Raw genomic sequence first — 19,421 nt, 5'->3', positions numbered from 1 at the left:
AGCGGTTCCTTAATCAGTGATGAGAATCTTGCGGATGGTCTGGGTCGTGACCGAGCCGTTCGACTCGGTATTGCGGATCTGTACCGGATACCAGTTGTGAGCCGGCGCCAGCCAGATGTCCAGGCGCGAGTTGTACGCCCCCGGGCGCGGCGGGCGCGCGACGTGCCAGGTCGCCATGCGCCCCATGCGGGTATCGATGTCTTCCTTCGCGACCAGCACGAAGCCGAAGGGATTGGCATCTTTTTCCTCCCCCACGAACAGTTCCACGCCACTGGCCAGCTGGGCGCTGTCGGCGCGCCCGATGGCGGCCAGCTGGATCAAAAAGCTGGCCTTGTCCTGGGTTCCGGCCAGCATCGGATAGCTGCGCTCGGACGCGGAAAAGGTAATCTTGCCATCCGGCCCGCCGAAGTGGGTGGCGGTCTGGGTCTTGCCGCGCCGCTTTTCGGTGGACAGGCGCGGCACGATGCCGTCCGCACCGACCGTGCCTTCGCTGTTGAGCAGCACCAGGTTCACGCGCGCCACCAGCAGGCTCACGCTCGCCTCCATCGACAGCTTGTAGGCGCCGCCGGCTTGCTTCCAGGCGATGGTCGACAGCCCGGACCAGGTGCCGCCATCGCGGTCGGTGCGCGCCACGTCGAAGTTCAGCTCGGCCGATGGCGGCAGGCTGACCTTGAGCGCCGGCTTGACCGGTTCCGCCGGGGCCGCTTCCGGCGGCGGCTCGGGCGCCGGCTCCACGGCGGGCGCCACCTCGGCCACGCTCGCTTGTACGGGCGCCGCTGCCGCATCGCTGGCCACGGCCGGGCTGGCCTCGGCCGGGGCCTCGGGCTGCTCCTGGGCCGCGGCGACCGGTGCAGCCGCTGCCGGCGCGCTCCTGGCAGGCGCACGCGGCCGCGCGGCGGCCGGCTTCGGCGTGGGCTTCGGTGGCGGCACGGGCGCGGCCGGCGGCGCCGGCGCGTGCAGCGCGGCGATGATGGTGACCGGTTCCGGGTCCGGGGCAGTGAGCGGCGCCAGCCCGATGCGCGCGCCGACGAAGCTGATCGCGAGATAATGCAGCAGGACGGTCGCCGTGCCGATCACCAGGGCGCGGCGCCGTCGGGAAAGAAAGGAAGCGATCGTCATGGCCACAGTTTAACGTGTCTGGCGCTTTTCCCGCTGATGCTGCTCAGCGTACGGTTTGCTGCTCGCACATCATACTTTGATAGGATGATAATTATCTGCTACGCTCAGGCTTCTACTTTACGGAGACTTCCATGCTGAAACCACCCATGCCCAACATCCCCGGTGTCGGCGCCGTGACCGACACGCTGGACTTCGTCAAGAACTTGTGGGGGAGCATGGCCGTGCCGGGGATGTCCTTCCCCAACCTGGCCATGCCGCCCGTCTCGCTCGATGAGCTGGACAAGAAAATCGCCGACCTGAAAGCCGTCGAAGCCTGGCTCAACATCAATGTGTCCATGTTGCGCGGCACCATCCAAACCATGGAAGTACAGCGCGGCACGATCGCCACCCTGAAATCGATGGGCGCGACCCTGGCGGCGGCAGTCAAGCAACCTGGTGCGGATGAGAAATCGGTGCTGGCGGCGGCGCCGTTCGCGTCGGCGTTTTTCAGCCAGCCAGCCCCCGCGCCCGCCAAGGCGCCAGCGCCCGAGCCGGCCAAGGAACACAAGGAACCGCCGCCGGCGAACGCGATGAACAATCCCGTGGCGTGGTGGAATATGCTGCAAGAACAATTTAACCAGGCGGTGACCACCGCGATGACGCCCGAAGCGGGCACGGACAAGACAGACGCTGCCGCGAAAACAGCGCCACCGGCGCCGCAGGCATCGACAGCGGAACCGGCCGATGCCAGCCCGGGCGAGCCGGACAGTGCAGCCAAGGCCGCATCCCGGCGCGCCAAGCCGAAAACCGGCGCCTGACAAGGCATGCCGCCCGAGGGGGCGGCAGCGCTTGCCCTGTTACGGGAATGACCTACGCCAGCCGCTGGATCCGGATCGCGTCGATCAAGCCGTCTTCCTGGCGTTTGATGGTCGAGATGGTAATCAAACCATCTTCCGCCATCTGTTTGACTTGCTCATGCACAGCCTGGAACGAGGGCACGGTATCGCCCTTGGCGGCCACTGGCCGTATCCATGCACTGCTGCCTACACGCATTTTTTCATAGACTTCATTTGCGATGTCGCGCATGTACGTCCCTTTCCTGTTGAATGCGGAATCTTCCGCGCAGTGATCAGTTTATCACCAGCAAGCGTTGGGACAAGGGCAAACGTGCAAACGGCTCAGCCTGGGGCATCGCCATCGGTCCCTTCGCCCGCTCCCGGCGCCAGTGCGGCCAGCTGTTCCATGAGCTGGGCGAAGCGCTGTTGCCCGGGCAGGATTTTGTCCACGTGCAGCAACACCTCGGTCGCTTCGGCCGCCAGCGCGGGGTCATGGCCGAGCTGCTGCATGTGCGAAATGTTGATTTGCGCCGAGTTGAACAGGATGCGCAAGTTGTTAGGCAAGCTCATGCGCGCGCTGCGCATCCAGGCCACCGCCTCGGGCAGCTTGCCGGTTTTCCATAGCGACACGCCCTGGTTCATCAGGTCGCTCGCTTCCTTGCGCGAGGAGCGGATCAGCGCCAGGCCCTCATCGCTCATGTGGGCGCGGTCGAAGATGGTTTGCACGTCGTCGAGCAGTTGCAGGTTGTCGTGATTGTTCTTGATCACGTAGCACAGCAGCTCGACCGGCGAATCGCGGTGCCCGACCGAAAACAGCAAGGTCGCCAATTCCAGGCAGGTGGGCGTATCCGGGCGCTCCGGATTGCCGAACAGCAGCTCGTCAAGCTCGTCGCCCGCCTTGCGCGCGCGCTGGAAGTCGCCGCTCTCGTGGTAGACCATGCCCTCGGTAATCTTGCTGCGCAGTTGAACTTGTTCGCCGCTGAACTCGCGCTGGGCCAGCACCAGCAATTGCATCGCTTCCTTGGTTTCGTGCTTGAGCCCGCAAACGCGCGCCAGGCCAAAGTAGGCATCGACCGTTTTCATCACCGAATATTCACCGATCGAAATGCATTTGCGGAAGGCTTTTTCAGCCATGCCGACATTGCCGAGCTTGAGCGATACCTGCCCCAGCGAGCGCTGCCGCATCACCGAATTGGGCGACAGCTTGGCGGCGCGCTCCAGCACGGCGCAGGCTTCCTCGTTCTGCCCCATGCTCTGGTAAGTCAGCGCCAGCTGGTCGTAGGCATCGATGTAATAGCGGTTCTCGGAAATCACGCCCTGGAACATCTGGCGAGCCTGCTCATATTCGCCATTGGCCATGCGGATCCTGGCCAGGCCCGCCTTGGCCCATTGATAGTCGCGCTCTTGCAGCACGCGCTCGTAGGTTTCGCGCGCCTTTTCCGGTTCGCCGCTTTTCAGCATCAGGCGCGCCTTCATGCGCAGCAATTCCATTTCGTGCAGCTTGTTGGTCAGGATCTGGCTGTCGCACATCTTGGCCGCGCGCAGGTAATCCTTTTCGGCAAAGGCCTGGTCGATCTGCTTGAACACCTGCTTCTTTTGCCACACGCGGTTCAGGCGGGTCAGCAGCACGCCCTCGGTGATCGGCTTGATCAGGTAAGCGTCGGGCTGGTGCTCGGCCGCGCCCATCACCGACTCGACGCTTTTTTCGGCCGACACCATCAGCCAGACGCTGCTCGGCAGCAGCAAATTGCGCACGCGCGCCTCTTCCAGCACTTGCTGGCCATTCTTGCCCTCGCCCAGGTTGTAGTCGCACAGCACCACGTCGTAGCGGATGCGCGCCAGCATGGCGATGGCTTCGCCGCCGCTCGATGCCTGGTCGATATTCTTGGCGCCCAGGTTGCGCAAGCTTTCGCGCAGCAACTGGCGGATGCCGATGAAATCATCCACCACCAGGTAATTCTTGGCGGCCCAGTCGACCAGGGCGATGCTGGCGGCCGGCTTGGCGCCTGGCTTGGGATCGACGATCATGGCAGGCTCAGCACGAAGCAAGCGCCGCCGTATGCGCCACCGTTTTCCAGGCGCAGGCGGCCCGCGCGCTGGCGGTGCTTGTGCATCTTGGCTACTTCGCTGGAGAAATACAAGCCCAGGCCGGTGCTATTCGTCAGAAAATTCACGCCCGCGCTGGCGCCGTGCATGGCCGATATCCCGGCCTCCAGCATGGCGTCCGAATAGCCGGCGCCATTGTCTTCGATCCGGATTTCCAGGTCGCCGTCGACCACGGCGATGGCCAGGCGGATCGTGTCCTTGGTGTAATGGATGGCATTGTTGATCGCATGCCCGAGCACGCCGGCGATCAAGTCTTCGTCCAGATGCCAGACCAGCTCCGGATCGGCATGCGTTTCCAGCTTGATATGGCGCGAGTCGAGCAGGATGCGGCTGGCACCGGCCACCTGCGCCACCAGGTCGCCCATCGCCAGCGGCTGCATGTCGAAGGGATAGGCGGGTTTGCCGACCTGCTTGTACAGGGCCAGCAGCTGGATCAGGTTATCGTTCAGGCGCTTGGTCTGGTACAGCATGTGCGCCATCTGCGGATAGGCCGTTCCGGTGCCGGGCGCGGCGTTCGCGAGCAAGGTTTCCAGCGTGCCGCTCAGCACGCTGACAGAGTTTTTCATATCGTGCGCGGTGGACGCAAGAAACAAAAACAGCTCGTTCGACTCGGGCGCATCGTCCATCGTGATCGGCTCCCGCCACGCTGGGCGCGGCGATCGGTTGCAAGGATGTTGCTACAAACCAATTATAACCGGATGACACGCGGCCCGGTTCGCTATCCTACCTCGCCACGGCGCCGTTCGCGCAGCAAAAAGCGGGCCGGATCGAGCGCCGCGACCAGCTCGGCTTCCAGCGGCAGCGGCTCGCCGTTCAACTGTGCGGCCAGCAGTTCGGCCGCCAGCGGCGCCCAGGTCAGGCCGCGCGAAGCGTAGCCCAGCAGCCCGTACACGCCGGCATGGCGCGGCACGTCGCGCAGGCGCTCGATGCGGCCCGCCGCGTCCGGGTCCGGCAAGGCGCCCACCAGCGGCATGCGGTCCGGCGCCACGCAGCGAAAGCCGACCCGTCCCTGCAGCGGCGCAGCGCGCCCGAGGGCCGCGTCGCCCAGCATGGCGCCGATCTTGGCCAGGTTCTCGTCCTGGCTGCCCTGGCGCAGGGCCGGATCGGCATCCTCGTCGTAGCTCGCGCCCAGGCTGTGCCAGCCGCCCACGGCCGGGGTCAGATAGGCTTCGCGGCACAGCACGAAGGGCAGCGCCGGCGCGGCGCCCTGGGCCAGATGGGTGACCTGGCCGCGCACCGCGGACAGCGGCAGGCCGGCAGCGAGCGGCACGGCGCAAGCGCCAGTGCCGTTGGCCAGCACCACCACCGGCGCTTGCGCCAGCAGCACGCCGGCCGCGTCGATGGCGCACCAGTCGGCGCCGCGCTGCTCCAGCGTCACGGTGCCGGTCCCGAAGCGGCGCACCAGCGCCTCGCCGCAGGCGGTGAGCATGGCGCCGCAGGCGCTGGCGGGCCGTATCCAGCCGCCCTGGCGGAACAGCCAGGCGCCATCCGGCGCGGGTGCGCCCAGCAGTTCGGTCGCCGCCGGTGCTTCCAGCCATTCGGCGAAATCGGCGGGGTAGGCGCGGCTTGCCGCGATGGCGCGCTGCACGTCGGCGTGGGCCGCGTCGCGCGCCAGTTGCAGCACGCCGCAACGGGCACTGTCGATGGCATTCTCGCCGATGCGCTCCCAGTAGGCTTGCGCATACAGAAAGGCCGCGCGCGACAGGCGCGTCATGAGGTTGTCGTCTTTCGAGAGCAGCGGCATGGTGATGCCGGCCAGGTTGCCGGATGCTTCGCGCGCCGGCTGCGCATGGCGTTCGATCAGCGTGACCTTCCAGCCGCGCGCGCACAGGCGCTCGCAGGCGGCGGCGCCGGCCAGGCCGGCACCGATCACGATGGCGTGGCGCGCGCGCGGCGCCGCCGGCGCGGCTTGCGGACGGCGGCTGGCAAAAACAGCGCGCTGCACCCCGGGCTCCCAGGCAAAGCCGGCGCGCGCCAGGGTCGCCATCTGCGCGTGCGTGAGGCCGTCGGCATCGAGCAGCGCGCCGGGTTCGGCCAGCTTGCCCAGCGCGTGCGCGAAGCGGGTACCGGCGTCACCGGCGCCGCGCAGCCAGATCGCGTCCAGGCGCGCACTCAGTTGTTCGAGCGCGCTGTCGAGCGGTGCGCTGAGCAGGTCGAGCGTGACCGCGTCGTCCGCTTGCGGAACACGCCGATAGCCAGGCAGCGCGTCATTGGCCAGCGCAATGTAATGCAGGCGCGCGGGCCGCTGCGGATCGTGGCGCCAGGCGTCGACCGTCGCGCGGAACGCCGCGCCGTCGCCGTAGGCGGCATCGAATATGACGAAATGGGTGCGTCCGCCCCAGATGGCTTGCCAGTTCACGGCATCAGCGCTGCTTGTTGCGGAAGCATTGCGCGCCATGGTCGTCGATCATGCCGATGCCCTGCATGTAGGCGTACACGATGGTCGAGCCGACAAATTTGAAGCCGCGCTTGAGCAGGTCTTTCGACAGCTGGTCCGACAGCGCAGTCTTGGCCGGCAAACTTTCGCCAAGCTGGTAGTGGTTGACGATCGGCTTGCCGTCCACGTACGCCCACAGGTAGTCGTCGAGCGAGCTGCCCTCGGCCCGCAGGCGCAGGTAGGCCTGGGCATTGGTGATGGCGGCGGCCACCTTGAGCTTGTTGCGCACGATGCCGGGATCGGCCAGCAGCTCGGCCACCTTGGCGGCGTCGTAGCGCGCGATTTTTTCGGCGTCCCAGTTGTCAAAAGCGAGCCGGTAGGTAGCGCGCTTGTTCAAGATGGTTTCCCAGCTCAGGCCCGCCTGCGCGCCTTCGAGGTTGAGCATTTCAAACAGCGTGTTCTCGTCGTGGCAAGGCACGCCCCACTCGTGATCGTGGTAGTCGAGGTAGCGTTGATTGGCCGATCTGGCCCAGGAGCAGCGTTCAATGGTCATGCAGCCAGTATAGTTCAATGCGCCGCTTTCAGCACCTTCGCCAGCACATCGACGCCATCGACGATCTGCGCCGGCGTCAGCGACGAAAAACCCAGCAACAGGCCCGGTGCGAACGCGCACGCCGGCGTGGCCATGCGGTTGGCATAGTAGGCCAGCGCGCGCGTTTCGATGCCCTGTTCGAGCGCCCTGGCCACCACGGCGGCTTCCTGGTGGCCGCGCCGGAAATGCACGGCCAGATCGAGGCCGGCGTCGGACGGCCCGACCGTCAGCTGCTCGCCCAGGCGCGCCCCGAGCGCGGCCAGCAGCGCGGCGCGCCGTTCGGCGTAGGCGTCGCGGGTGCGCCGGATATGGCGGCCGAAATGACCGTCCGCCATGAAGTCGGCCAGCACCATCTGCGGCACGATGGCGGTATGGCGGTCCATCACCGCCTTGGCGCGCACCACCGGTTCGACCAGCGCCGGCGGCGCCACGATGTACCCGAGGCGCAGGCCGGGAAACAGCACCTTGGACAGGGTGCCGACGTACAGCACGCAGCCGGCGCGGTCCAGGCTTTGCAGGGACGCCAGCGGCGGGCCGGTGTAGCGGTACTCGCTGTCGTAGTCGTCCTCGATGATCCAGGCGCGCCTGGCGCTGGCCCAGCGCAGCAGCTCCAGGCGGCGCTGCAAGCTCATGGTCACGCCCAGCGGCAACTGGTGCGAGGGCGTGGCCAGCACCATTTTCGCGTCCGGATAGTGCGCGATGCCGTAGGCGATGTCCATGCCGTCGGCGCTCACCGGTACCGTGCACACGTCGGCGCCGGCGGCGAACAGCGGTGCGCTGGCGCCCTGGTAGCCGGGCGACTCCACCCACACCTGGTCGCCCGGCGCGAGCAGCAGTTGCGACAGCAAAAACAAGCCCTGTTGCGAGCCGGAGGTGATGATCACCTGTTCCGGCGTGCAGCTCACGCCGCGCGAGGCACGCAGGTAGACGCACAGCAGCTCGCGCAGCGGCGCGTAGCCGGCCGGGTCGCTGTAGCCCATGTGGTGGTCGGGATGGCGCCAGCGCCGCCCCTCCAGCCGGCTCCAGACATCGAACGGGAACAGGTCGAGCGACGGCATGCTGACGCGGAAAGGGCGCAGCTTCCCTCGATGGAAGCCGACGCTTTCCATGGCCGAGGCGTAGGCCTCGCCGCGCGCGGACAGGGGGCGCATCGGCGCGTGCGTGGCGTCCGCCGCGGGCGCGGGCTGCGCCAGGTGGTCGCTGATGAAGGTGCCCTTGCCGACCGCGCCATGGAGGTAGCCTTCGGCACTGAGCTGGTCGTAGGCGTTGAGCACCGTCTGGCGCGAGACCGCGAGCAGGCGCGCCAGGTCGCGCGTGGGCGGCAGCTGCATGCCGGCGCTGAGCGTGCCGCGCAGGATGGCATCCTTGATCTGCGCGTAGAGCTGGCGGAACAAAGGGTCGGGCGTGCCGCGCGCAAGAGGCAAGGCGGCCAGGATATCGGTAACGAGCATGGGAGTCCGGTGATTGGTCTTCACATAATCGCGTGAATTGGATATTTGAGCAAGCCAAAGCGGCGCATAAGATAAACGCATCGCCAATCACCATCGGGAACCAAGCAAGATGCAGCAATTCGAAGCAGAATTATCCTGGCAGCGCGGCGCGCAGCCTTTCCTGGACAACCGCTACAGCCGCGCGCATGCCTGGTCGTTCGACGGCGGCCTGCGCGTGCCGGCTTCCTCGTCGCCGCTGTCGGTGCCGCTGCCGATGTCCGACCCGGCCGCCCTCGACCCCGAGGAAGCGCTGGTCGCGTCGGTATCGAGCTGCCACATGCTGTTCTTCCTCTCGCTGGCGGCGCGCGCCGGGCATGTGGTGGACGACTACCGTGACCGCGCCGTCGGCACCCTGGACAAGAACGCCGACGGCAAGATGGCGATGACCAGCATCGTGCTGCGTCCCGCGATCAGCTTCGCCGACGGCACCCGCCCCGACGCCGCCCAGCTCGACGCCCTGCACCACGCCGCCCACGCGCAGTGCTACATCGCCAACTCGATCAAGGCCGATGTGGTCATCGAAAGGAGTGCATGACATGTATCGGCCTTCCTGCTTCGACGAGATCCGTCCATCGCTGCTGCTCGGCCTGATCGACGCGCACCCGCTGGGCACCGTCATCACGCACGGCGACGGCGGTCTGGACGCCACGCACATTCCGTTCGAGATCGATGGCGGCGATGAGAGCGCGCCGTACGGCATCCTGCGCGCCCACGTCGCGCGCGCCAATCCGCTCTGGCGCCACGACGGCGACACGCTGGTGGTGTTCCAGGGGCCATCGGCCTACATCACGCCTGCGCTGTACGAAGACAAGAAGATCAACGGCAAAGTGGTCCCGACCTATAACTATGCGGTGGTGCACGCGCACGGCAAGCTGCGCGCCATCGAAGAGCCGGCCTGGATCCTCGCGCTGCTCGGCCGCCTCACGGCGCGCCACGAAGCGGCGCAGGCGGCGCCATGGGCGGTGGACGATGCGCCGCCCGGGTTCATCGACCGGCTGCTGACGATGATCGTCGGGATCGAGATCCCGATCGAGCGCATGCAGGGCACGTGGAAGGTGAGCCAGAACCGCTCGCAGAACGACCAGCGCACGATCATGGCGGCCATGGATGCGCCGATGGCGCAGGAAATGGCGCGGCGCTCGGCCTAGCGCGGCGTCACCTTGTCGGCGGCCAGCACCAGGCGCCGCGTCTTGGCGCCGGCGGCGACCTGCACCTCGTCGATATTGGTCACCAACCGGGCCTCGCCGTCGGCCAGCGCCTGCTCGAGATAATGAATCAGGCGCGCGAAAACAGCGTCGTGGCGCGTCTCGGGCGTGCTATAGATGCCGGCCCAGGCATTGCGCCCCGAGCGCTTGACCAGGTACAGGCCCTGGTCGGCCAGTTCCACCACTTCGGACCACGACAACAAACGCGGTTCTTCCTGCACGAACGGAAAGCAGGCAAACCCGATCGAGCAAGTCTTGCGCAGCGCCGTCCCGTCGGGCAGCACGAAGTCGCGGTCGGCGACAGCCTGGCGGATACGCTCCGCCACCACTTTGGCGTCGTCGCGGTGGGTGGCGCGCGCCAGCACCAGGAATTCCTCGCCGCCCCAGCGGATCAGGTAATCGGACTCGCGGAACACTTCGCGCAGGCGCTCCTGCATCTGCACCAGGACCGCGTCGCCGGCGGCGTGGCCATGCGCGTCGTTGACTTCCTTGAAGTGATCCAGGTCGACCATGAAGAACACCAGGTCCTTGCCCGGCGCATTCTCGCGTTCCGGCGCGACGTGGCGCAAGGGGTCGTCGTAGCCGCGCAGGCTCATGACCACGTCGGCGTCGACATGCTGCAGGAAGAAGCGGCGGTTGCGCAGGCCGGTCAGCTGGTCGGTCAGGCTGACCTCTTCCAGCGCCTTGTAGGCCTGTTCCAGTTCGACGTTCTTGTCCAGCAGCTGGGCCTGGGTCGCGCTCAGGGCCTTGAGCGTGGCCGCCACCTGCAAATAGGCGCCGGCGTTATCGAGGGCGATGGCGCCGTACGCGCACAGGGTGCGGAAAATCAGCCGCTCCCGTTCGTGATAGGCGCTGGGCTGGAGCGACTGCACCGTCATCACGCCCAGCACCCGCTCGCCGATCAGCAGCGGCGCAAACAGCAGGCTCAGTGTCGGCAGGGTACCCGGGATCAGGTTCGGCATGTCGTCGCCGGCATTGAGGTGGAGCAGGATTTCGCGCCGCTCGCGCACGCAGCGCGCCGAATTGGCATGCTCGTCGGTGAGGCAATAGCGCGTGGCCGGCAGCGGCTTGCCCGCTTCCACCCCGAACGCGCAGCGCAGCGAACTGCCGTCCGGATCGATCAGGAAGATGGAAAAGTGGGTGGCGTCGAGCAGCCCGTGCACGTGGCGGTCGAGCGCGCGGAACACGGCGGCGGCGTCGAGATGGGTGGTGATCTCCTGCCCGATGGCCGACAGGTGTTCGAGCGTGGCGCTGGTCTGCTGCAGCACCTCGGCGCGCTTGGCTTCGGCCGCGGCCAGCTGGCGGTGATGCTCGCCTTCGGTCTTGGCGCGCTCGGTCTGGTACTGCACCTGCATGGCGACGGCGCGGTTGGTCGCTTCCTGGCTGTGGGTCTTGTCGCGCGCGGCGCCGGCGCGCAGTGCGATGTTGTAGGCTTGCGGGTAGTCGCCGACGCTGGCGTACTCGCGCGCCACCGCGTCGTACAGGTCGCCCGGCACCGTGTAGCCGTCGATGGTGGCCGCCACCGCCATGGCCTGCTGAAGGTAATGCAGTGCGGGACTGGGCGCATCCGGCGTCGTGGGACCGGGCAGGCTGTGGCGCGCGTGGATCTCGGCCAGCACCTTGAGCGCGGCGATCTGGTTGTAGGCGTCGCCGTGTTCGCGCGCCAGCGCCAGCGCCGCCGCGGCCTTGTCGAGCGCATCGTGCGGGCGGTTCATGTGCGAGAGCGCATGCGCCTGGCCGCGCCGCGCGCCGCTCCGGAAATCAGCCTGGTGCAGCGCTTCGCCGCGCGCTTCCAGGCGCGCGAAGCTGGCCAGGGCCGCCGCATAGTCGCCGCCGTCGAGCGCCAGGTCGCCCTCGTATTCGAGCGCGATGGCATAGGCGCGCGATCCGGACATGGGCGCCAGCGTCGCCAGCGCTTCGTGCAGCAGTTCGACCGCCGCCTCGCGCTGGCCCAGCTGGCGCAAGGTTTCGGCGGTCTGCATCAGCGCCAGGCCAATGCTCATCGGCCAGCCGGTCGGACGCGCCAGGTCCAGCCCGCGCTGCATCCATTCGAGCGCGGCGTGGTGCGCATTGAGGCTGGTGAAGGCGTTGCCGATATTGGTGGCGACGTTGATCGCGCGCCGCACCTGGCCGGTGGCCAGCGCCGCCTCGAAGGTGTTCATCAACAGGCCGATGGCGCGCCCGAAGTCGCTGGCCTGGAAGGCCGAGGTGCCGAGGTAATCGTTGATCCAGCCGGCGGCGGCCGGGTGCAAGCCTTTTTCGGCGGGATCGAAGCGCTTGCCCCAGCGTTCATTGGCCGAGTGCAGGTTGCGGAACACCGCGAACAGGGCGGCGGCGGCGTCGATCACGTCGGCGCGCAGGCGGTCGCCGGCGCGCCAGACATCGTGCGCGGCCGCCAGCAGTTCGGCGTCGCTGGCGGCGGCATTGCCGCGGTCGACCTCGATCCAGGCGCGCAGCCAGCGCGCGTCGGCGCTGCCGATGGAATCGTCCTGGCTGTGAAATTCGGCCCAGGCAGCGTCGGCCAGGACGCGCGCGGCGTCCAGCTGGCCGGCCAGCCAGGCCGCTTCGCCATCGATCAACTGGCAGCGCGCCTGCTCCAGGCGGCGCTCGGGCTCGGAAAGCAGCATCAACAGCGGCGCCGCATCGACCGACAGGGAACGCGCACGCGCCGGATCGCGCTGGCGCAGATGCCAGGCCAGCGCCAGCATCGGCTTCAGGCGCGCCACGCCGTACTGGGAAGAAAGCTCCTCTTCCAGCTGCGTCAGATCCTGCTCCACTGCAAACATTTCTAGCAATCGACACTCCCGCATTCGCCGCCACACCGTCGATGGGACATGCTCCTTATTATTTCACAAACAGGCGGGCAAAAGTCGGAAATGTTTCATGTCAGCAATGATACAGCCGCCGAAAAGCTCAGGAACGACAACGCTGTCGATACCAGGATGATGCGCGCCACACGGCCGGTGTCGGCGCCGAAGCGTTCGGTCAGCAGCGCCACGTTGCTGGCACTGGGCAGGAAGGCGACCAGCACCAGCACCGTCAGGGCGGCGCGATCGATGGGAATGCCCAGGCCAATGGCGGCGTGGCCGATGGCGAGCAGCAATAGCGGGTGGATCAGCAGCTTGATCAGGGCGATCGGGACGACATCGGCCAGCGCGGTGGCGCCGCTGGCGTTCATCTGCGAGCGCGCCAGCACCGCGCCGATGGTAAACAGCGCCACCGGCGAGGCGGCATCGGCCAGCAGGCTGACGGTTTTCATCAGCGGCGCGGGCAGCACCAGTCCCACGCCGGACGCCAGCGCGCCGAGCAGGATAGCCCACGGCATGGGGTTGCGCAGCATGCCGGACAGGGCATTGCGCAGGGCGGCCGCGCTACTCTGCCCGCCTGCCGGCCCGAGGCGCGAGAGGGCGATGCACAGCGAGGTCGTGATCACCAGGTCGACCACCAGCGCCACGATGACCGGACCCGACGAGCGCGGCCCGAGCAGGGCCAGCAGCAGTGGCACACCCATGAAGCCGGTGTTGGGAAAGGCGGCCACCAGCGCCCCGAAGGCGCCATCGTTCCAGCCGGCGCGGCGCAGCGTGACCAGCATGGCCAGGCCCACCGTCGCCAGCGCGCACAGCAGGTAGACGCCGAACAGGCCGGCGTCGAGCAGCTGGGTCAGCGGCGTGGTCGAACCGAAGCGGTACAGCAGGCACGGCAAGGCAAAGTACAGGACGAAGCTGTTCAGGCCCGGAATGGCCAGTTGCGGCAGCAAGTGGCGCCGCACGGCAAAGTAGCCGCACAGGACCAGGGCGAAAAACGGAAAGGTAATGGCGAGGATGGCGAGCATGAATGGTCATTGTAGCGTGACCGCTCAGCTCGCGCTCGCGCCCCCCTCCCGCCGCCAGCATCGACAGCGTTGGCGCGCAGGACTTGCCTGCCTTGCTTACTGCCCGGACTTCTCGGTGGCCATACCCGAGTTGCCCTTGGCGCTGTTCTGGTTGCCGTGTAAATCCTGCGCCGCATGCAGATGCTGGTCCACGGTCGGCGTCATGCGCGTCACCAGCGCCTTGATGTCGGCATCCTTGGCGCGCCCCTGCGCCCTGGCCAGCATGCTGTGGGTTTTCTTGTGCTCGGCCACGCCCGCCTGCGCAATGTAGGCGCGGTCGAATGCCGCGCCCGACAGCGCGGCCAGCTTGTCGGCCCTGGCCTTGTGCGCGCGGTCCAGCGTGGCGGGCAAGGTGATGCCCTTGGCCTGCGCCAGTTGCTGCACCTCGTTCAGCGCCTTGGTATGGTCGTCGATCATTTGCTGCGCGTATTTCTTGACCTGATCGTCCTGGCTCTTGCCCTGCGCGGTGCGCGCCACCTCGATCTCGGCCATGTTCGCCATGGCCAGGTCGGTGACTATCTTGCGGTCCGCGCTGCTGATGGCCGCGCTGCCGGCGCCACCGGCGGTGCCGCTGCCGGCCTGTCCGCTGCTGGTCTGTCCGCTGCCGGCCTGTCCGCTGCTGGTCTGTCCGCTGCTGCTCTGTCCGCCGCCCTGGCTGCCGGACTGCGTCCCGCTGGTCTGGGCCTGGACGGCCAGGGTGGCGCACAGCGCAGCCGCGGCGCAAATGCCGGTCAGTCCTTTTACTGGTTTCTTGTTGAGCATGTCGATCTCCTGATGAGGTTGGGATTGAAGCCCGCGCGCGAGCACTTGCCACTTTTGGACAGTGCGCCGGCCGCGCAAGTTCACCTCATCGTCATCCCCACATGAAAACACCGCCGGACTGCGGCAAACCGGGATCAGCGCTGGCACACGGCAGCGTCCTTGAGGCCGGAATGGATAACGGACAGGTCGCCGGCGGGCGGCACCAGGAACGACCGCTGCACGCCGAACGCATCGGCCAGAAGGCGCGCCCAGCCGCTCATTTCAGGTCCTCGCACTTGAGCGCATCCTTGTCGAGCGCCGCCCCGCCGGCCACCTCGATATTGGCAAAGGCCGCGCTGAAAGCGGCATCGCTGGCTACCGCGAACGGCGTTTCCACCCTGGCCAGGTCGGCGCCCCTGGCCGTGAAGCAGGCCAGTGGAATCTTCACGGTTTGCCTGGCCTTGCCCACCAGGCCCTTGAACACCGCCGTCAGGTCGAGCGCGGCGCCGTCCATCGACACCAATACCTTGCCGGCCGGCGCGCTGCTGACGATGGTATCGAACTGCAGCGCGCCATCCCTGGTGGCGAACGCCGGCAAGGCGACCGCCTTGGCGCCGTGCGCTTCAAGGCGCGCAGGGCCGCTCCAGGTGACGCTCTTGGCATCCTGCTGGGTGTTCACCTGCGAGGTTTCGATCTTGACGCCGGGCTGGGTGAACGCGTTGTTCAAATCGGCGCCGAGCGCGCTGCGCTTGTCGCCCACCACCGCGTACAGCGGCCAGGTGGCGCGGTCCGACTGGTTGAACACCGGGTACAGATTGGTCACGCCGCAGCCACCATCGGCGTAAGTGGCGTCGAGCTGGCCAACCTTGTGCTTGCTGGCGTAGGTCAGGCCGTAGCCGGTCTTGAACAGCGGCGCGTAGCCGGCATCGCCCACGTTCACGGTCGCCTGGCAGATCGACCTGGGCCACGAGAACGACAGCTTGCCCGTGAAGCCATGGGCGCCCTTGAACAGCACATCGGCCACGCCCTTGCCTTCCGACCCAGGCAACCAGGCGGCGACAAAACTGTCGGACAGGTTCATGAGGTCATTTGTATACAGCGCGCGGCCCGACACCAGCACCGTCACCACCGGCTTGCCCTTGCCGGCGACGGCCTTGAGCACGGCCAGGTCTTCCGGATGGCGTCCGCTGTGGCGCAGGGTGCCGGACGGGCCGATATCGCCGCCGAATTCAGCGTACGGCGTTTCGCCGATCACCGCCACCACCGTGTCGAAAGCTGCCACGTCCACGCCTTCAGCGGTGGCGCTGTAGGTCACGTTGGCGGCGCCGGCGGCGTCCCGGATGCCGGCCAGGATGGTTTCGCCGTTCGGGAAGTCGCTGTTCTTGTTATCGGTGCCCTGCCATGTCAGCGACCAGCCGCCGGTCTGCAACGACAGGTTATCGGCGCTTTTGCCGACCACCAGGATCTTTTTGCCGCGTTGAAGCGGCAGGGTGGCGCGGTCGTTCTTGAGCAGCACCAGCGACTCGCGCACCATCTGGCGCGCCAGCGCGCGCGCCTGCAGCGCATCCGGCTTGCCGGCGTACTTGCCGGCCGACGGCTTTTGTCCGAACAGGCCCGCGCGCATCTTCACGCGCACGATGCGGGTCACGGCGTCGTCGATGCGCGCCATCGGAATCTCGCCCGCTTCCACCTGCTTGATGGTGTTGGCGATGAAGGCTTTCCAGTCATTCGGCACCATCACCATGTCGATGCCGGCGTTGATGGCCTGGGCACAGCTGTCGTTGCGGCAGCCCTTGACCTGGCCGATGCCGTCCCAGTCGCTGACCACCATGCCGTCGAAGCCCATCTTGTCCTTGAGGATATCGGTCAGCAGCTCGCGGCTGCCGTGGACCTTGCCGTAATCCTTGCCGGACGAGACATCGTTCCAGCTGTTAAACGAGGCCATGACCGTCTGCGCGCCGGCTTCCAGGGCGCTGTAGTAGCCGGCGCCGTGGATGTTCATCATTTGCGCGGGCGTGGCCTTGGTGATGCCCTGGTCCTTGCCCTGGTCGGTGCCGCCGTCACCCATGAAGTGCTTGGCGGTGGCGACCACGTTGGCGTCGTCGCGGAACTTGCCCTGCATGCCGCGCACGTATTCGGCGGCGTAGCTGTTCACCAGCGCCGGATCTTCCGAAAAGCTCTCGTAGGTGCGGCCCCAGCGATCGTCGCGCGTCACCGCCAGGGTGGGCGCGAACACCCAGTTGATGCCGGTCGCGCGCACCGCCTTGCCGACCGCCTCGCCCATCCGCAGCGCGAGCTTCTTGTTGTGGGCCGCGCCCAGGCCGATATTGTGCGGGAACAGGGTGGCGCCGTACACATTGCTGTTGCCGTGCATGGCGTCGATGCCCCAGATGACCGGGACCTTGATTTTCAGGTCGGTGCTCATCGAGGCGTCGTAGAACTTGTCGGCCAGCGCCACCCAGTCGGCCGCGGTGGCGTACTTGTTCCCGTTCGGCCAGCTGCCGCCGCCATTGAGGACGGAGCCGATGTAAAACTCGCGCACCTGCTCGGGCGTGATGGCCTTGATTTCGGGCTGCGTCATCTGGCCGACCTTCTGCGCCAGCGTCATGCCGGCCACGATGGCCGCGGCCTTCGCTTCGAGCGCGGCGTCGGGGGCGATGGCGCTGCGCACGCGCGGCCACTCGCTCAGGGTACGGGGAGCGGCGCCGGCGTGGCTGGCGTGCAGCAGCGCGACGGCTGCGATAAGACAGGATTGCTTGATCATGGTATCGGTGCGAAAAGGTGGAAATGCCTGCCGGTGAACACCGGTGCCAGGGTCCGATCTGCTGCTGCCACGAGTTGGAAACGCTCCCAACCCAAGATCAATAGTGCGACGGTGAAGAAATTTTGTCAATCATAAGATTGCGTAAATCCCCCATCGATAGAGGTGGGGAGCTACTCCGCGCGGCGCTTGGCCGGCTTGCCCAGCGAGGCGCGCACGGTCACGCTGATCGGAAAATCGCGCTCCACCGGATGCGCGCTGCCATAGCAGCGGTTGAGCAGCGCATTGAGCCCGCTCAGGGTCACGTCGCGCCACGGAATGTGCACGGAGGTCAGGCGCGGCGCCGAGAACTGCGCACTCGGCGTATCGTCGTAACCGAGCACCGACACATCGCCCGGCACCGACAGCCCCACATCCTGGAAGTACGACAGCGCCCCGACCGCCATTTCGTCATTGGCGCAAAACAGCGCCGTGAACTTGTGGCCCGAGGCCACCAGTTCGGCCGCCGCGGCCCATCCGCCTTCGGGCGAAAAATCGCTCTCGGCCACCCACATTTTTTCGGTGTTGATGCCGTTGCGCTCAAGCTCGCCCATGAAGCCGGCGATGCGGTCGACATTGTCGGGCGAGGTGGATGGCCCCGCGATCACGGCGATCTTGCGGTGCCGGTGCTCCAGCAGCGCGCGCGCCGCCGCGATGCCGCCCTGCGTATGGTCGGCCGAGAAGCACTGCTCGGCGATGCTGGCAAAGCAGTGGTTCAGCACCACCACGCGCGATTGCTTGGGTCCGAGCGCGGCGATGTCGTCGTCCGACAGGTGATTGGTCAGCAAAATCAGGCCATCGCAGCCGCGCTCCATCAGGAAGTCGATGCCTTCGATAGCCTGGCGCCGCGCGTCGCCCGAGCCGACCCCGAACGCCACCACCATGTGCAGGCCGGCGGCGCGCAGCGCGGTGTCGATCGACTGCAGGATCGGGGTGTAGAAGGTGCCCTTGAGGACGGGAATGTACACGCCGATCATCTGCGACGTCCCGGACAGCAGCGAACGCGCCGCGTGCGACGGGCGGAAATCGAGTTCCGCGATGGCCTTCTTGACCCGTTCGAGCGTCGCGGGCGAGACCGAGCCCTTGCCGCTGACCACGCGCGACGCGGTTCCCAGGCCTACGCCGGCAAGGCGTGCTACGTCTTTGATATTGGCCACGACTTCCTTTGATCGGTCAGATTAGTAAATACGGCGAAAGCATACCGCAAACCGTGGATTATGCATGCCCGGCGCGTCCCGCTCCAGGCAAACTCACAGGCGCTGCCCGCTGGCCTTGTCGAATAGCGACACGCGCGCCGCGTCGACCGCGAAGCGCACCGTCTCGCCCAGGGCGAACACGCGCGTGTCGTTGACGATGGCCGAGAGCTGCTGGCCGGCGCTGGCGATCCATATGATCTGGTGGTTGCCCATCGGTTCGACCAGCGCCACCGTGCCTTCGAGGCCGCCGTCGCCCGCGATGCGAATATGCTCGGGACGGATGCCGAGCACCAGCGCCTGGCCGGCCGCCGCGCCCACGGCGCCGCCTTCCAGGCGAAAGCCCTTGCCGGCAAAGCAGCCGGCGGCGTCGATCGCGCCGTCGATGAAGTTCATCGATGGCGAACCAAGAAAGCCGGCCACGAACAGGTTCGCGGGGCGCCCGTACACCTCCGCCGGCGCGCCGATCTGCTGGATTTTGCCGGCCCGCATGACCACGATGCGGGTAGCCAGGGTCATCGCCTCGACCTGGTCGTGGGTCACGTAGATCATGGTCGAGCGCAGCGTCTGGTGCAGCAATTTCAGTTCGCGCCGCAGTTCGGCGCGCAGCTTGGCGTCCAGGTTCGAGAGCGGTTCATCGAACAGGAACACGCCCGCTTCGCGCACCAGCGCGCGCCCGATCGCCACGCGCTGGCGCTGCCCGCCCGACAGCTGCGCCGGCTTGCGCGACAGCAGCGGTTCGAGTTGCAGCATGCCGGCGGCGCGCGCGATGCGGCGCGCAATCTCGGCCTTGGGCGTGCCGTTGATACGCAGGCCGAACGACATGTTCTTTTCCACCGTCATGGTCGGATACAGCGCGTACGACTGGAATACCATGCCGATATGACGCTCGCTCGGGTCGGCGAAGGTCATGTCCTCGGCGCCGATTTCCACCGTGCCGGCGTTGACCTCGATCAGCCCGGCGATGCTATGCAGCAGGGTCGATTTGCCGCAGCCGGAAGGCCCCAGCAGCACCAGGAATTCGCCCTCTTCCACGGCCAGGTCGAGATCCTTGATGATCTCGTTGCCACCCAGGGTGATGCACAGCTTGCGGACACAGACATTCGACATGG

Annotated in this window: 17 protein-coding genes; 3 read left to right on the top strand and 14 right to left on the bottom strand. The window is 67.0% G+C overall.

Going from position 1 to position 19,421, the window contains the following annotated elements:
* Window positions 1–9: 9 nt before the first annotated feature.
* Window positions 10–1,119 (bottom strand): DUF3108 domain-containing protein, encoded by a 1,110-nt coding sequence (locus F2P44_RS25685; RefSeq protein WP_167090709.1) that lies wholly within the window; start codon window positions 1,117–1,119, stop codon window positions 10–12.
* A 131-nt stretch (window positions 1,120–1,250) separates the two neighbouring features.
* On the opposite strand from F2P44_RS25685, the gene F2P44_RS25680 reads away from it, so the two are divergent.
* A complete protein-coding gene (locus F2P44_RS25680; RefSeq protein ID WP_229423755.1) occupies window positions 1,251–1,916 on the top strand; it encodes a PhaM family polyhydroxyalkanoate granule multifunctional regulatory protein in 666 nt (221 codons plus the stop codon).
* 52 nt (window positions 1,917–1,968) lie between these two features.
* Here F2P44_RS25680 and F2P44_RS25675 read toward each other — a convergent pair whose 3' ends face one another.
* The 6 genes from F2P44_RS25675 to pdxR all read right to left on the bottom strand — a co-directional run bounded on the left by F2P44_RS25675 (window position 1,969) and on the right by pdxR (window position 8,460).
* Window positions 1,969–2,184 (bottom strand): hypothetical protein, encoded by a 216-nt coding sequence (locus F2P44_RS25675; RefSeq protein ID WP_099874024.1) that lies wholly within the window; start codon window positions 2,182–2,184, stop codon window positions 1,969–1,971.
* A gap of 92 nt (window positions 2,185–2,276) precedes the next feature.
* Entirely contained in the window at window positions 2,277–3,962 is a 1,686-nt protein-coding gene (locus tag F2P44_RS25670) for a response regulator (protein ID WP_167090707.1), read from the bottom strand.
* Window positions 3,959–4,606: a sensor histidine kinase gene (locus F2P44_RS25665; RefSeq protein WP_229423754.1), complete on the bottom strand. Its 648-nt coding sequence runs from the start codon at window positions 4,604–4,606 to the stop codon at window positions 3,959–3,961. Before F2P44_RS25665 ends, F2P44_RS25670 begins: the two co-directional genes overlap by 4 nt.
* 152 nt (window positions 4,607–4,758) lie before the next feature.
* Window positions 4,759–6,399 (bottom strand): FAD-dependent 5-carboxymethylaminomethyl-2-thiouridine(34) oxidoreductase MnmC1, encoded by a 1,641-nt coding sequence (gene mnmC1, locus F2P44_RS25660; RefSeq protein ID WP_370662749.1) that lies wholly within the window; start codon window positions 6,397–6,399, stop codon window positions 4,759–4,761.
* Window positions 6,400–6,403: 4 nt separating this feature from the next.
* Window positions 6,404–6,970: a DNA-3-methyladenine glycosylase I gene (locus F2P44_RS25655; RefSeq protein ID WP_167090698.1), complete on the bottom strand. Its 567-nt coding sequence runs from the start codon at window positions 6,968–6,970 to the stop codon at window positions 6,404–6,406.
* Window positions 6,971–6,984: 14 nt separating this feature from the next.
* Window positions 6,985–8,460 carry a MocR-like pyridoxine biosynthesis transcription factor PdxR gene (pdxR, locus tag F2P44_RS25650; RefSeq protein WP_167090695.1) on the bottom strand — a complete coding sequence of 492 codons (1,476 nt, stop codon included), beginning with the start codon at window positions 8,458–8,460 and terminating at the stop codon, window positions 6,985–6,987.
* A 109-nt stretch (window positions 8,461–8,569) separates the two neighbouring features.
* Here pdxR and F2P44_RS25645 point away from each other — a divergent pair, with 109 nt between their 5' ends.
* Window positions 8,570–9,034, top strand: a complete 465-nt coding sequence (locus F2P44_RS25645; RefSeq protein WP_167090692.1) for an OsmC family protein — start codon at window positions 8,570–8,572, stop codon at window positions 9,032–9,034.
* Window position 9,035: 1 nt separating this feature from the next.
* Window positions 9,036–9,647 (top strand): FMN-binding negative transcriptional regulator, encoded by a 612-nt coding sequence (locus F2P44_RS25640; RefSeq protein WP_167090689.1) that lies wholly within the window; start codon window positions 9,036–9,038, stop codon window positions 9,645–9,647.
* Here the strand turns inward: F2P44_RS25640 and F2P44_RS25635 are convergent.
* From F2P44_RS25635 to F2P44_RS25610, 7 genes are all read right to left on the bottom strand, one after another.
* Window positions 9,644–12,490 (bottom strand): sensor domain-containing diguanylate cyclase, encoded by a 2,847-nt coding sequence (locus tag F2P44_RS25635; protein WP_167090772.1) that lies wholly within the window; start codon window positions 12,488–12,490, stop codon window positions 9,644–9,646. The two genes, F2P44_RS25640 and F2P44_RS25635, sit on opposite strands and share 4 nt — an antisense overlap.
* A gap of 95 nt (window positions 12,491–12,585) precedes the next feature.
* Complete coding sequence (locus F2P44_RS25630; protein ID WP_167090686.1) at window positions 12,586–13,536, bottom strand: AEC family transporter; 951 nt, start codon at window positions 13,534–13,536, stop codon at window positions 12,586–12,588.
* Window positions 13,537–13,632: 96 nt separating this feature from the next.
* Entirely contained in the window at window positions 13,633–14,337 is a 705-nt protein-coding gene (locus F2P44_RS25625) for a DUF4142 domain-containing protein (protein ID WP_167090683.1), read from the bottom strand.
* A gap of 134 nt (window positions 14,338–14,471) precedes the next feature.
* Complete coding sequence (locus F2P44_RS36225; RefSeq protein ID WP_267877631.1) at window positions 14,472–14,597, bottom strand: hypothetical protein; 126 nt, start codon at window positions 14,595–14,597, stop codon at window positions 14,472–14,474.
* Entirely contained in the window at window positions 14,594–17,080 is a 2,487-nt protein-coding gene (locus tag F2P44_RS25620) for a glycoside hydrolase family 3 protein (RefSeq protein WP_167090680.1), read from the bottom strand. The genes F2P44_RS36225 and F2P44_RS25620 overlap by 4 nt, the downstream gene beginning before the upstream one ends.
* 170 nt (window positions 17,081–17,250) lie before the next feature.
* Window positions 17,251–18,273 carry a LacI family DNA-binding transcriptional regulator gene (locus F2P44_RS25615; RefSeq protein ID WP_167090677.1) on the bottom strand — a complete coding sequence of 341 codons (1,023 nt, stop codon included), beginning with the start codon at window positions 18,271–18,273 and terminating at the stop codon, window positions 17,251–17,253.
* A 93-nt stretch (window positions 18,274–18,366) separates the two neighbouring features.
* Entirely contained in the window at window positions 18,367–19,419 is a 1,053-nt protein-coding gene (locus F2P44_RS25610) for an ABC transporter ATP-binding protein (RefSeq protein WP_167090674.1), read from the bottom strand.
* Between the last annotated feature and the right edge of the window lie 2 nt (window positions 19,420–19,421).

Source organism: Massilia frigida (assembly GCF_011682175.1).
Classification (GTDB): Bacteria; Pseudomonadota; Gammaproteobacteria; order Burkholderiales; family Burkholderiaceae_D; genus Telluria_A; species Telluria_A frigida.
The sequence above is the reverse complement of the archived record's forward strand: the minus strand, read 5'-3'. Positions and strand labels throughout refer to the sequence as shown.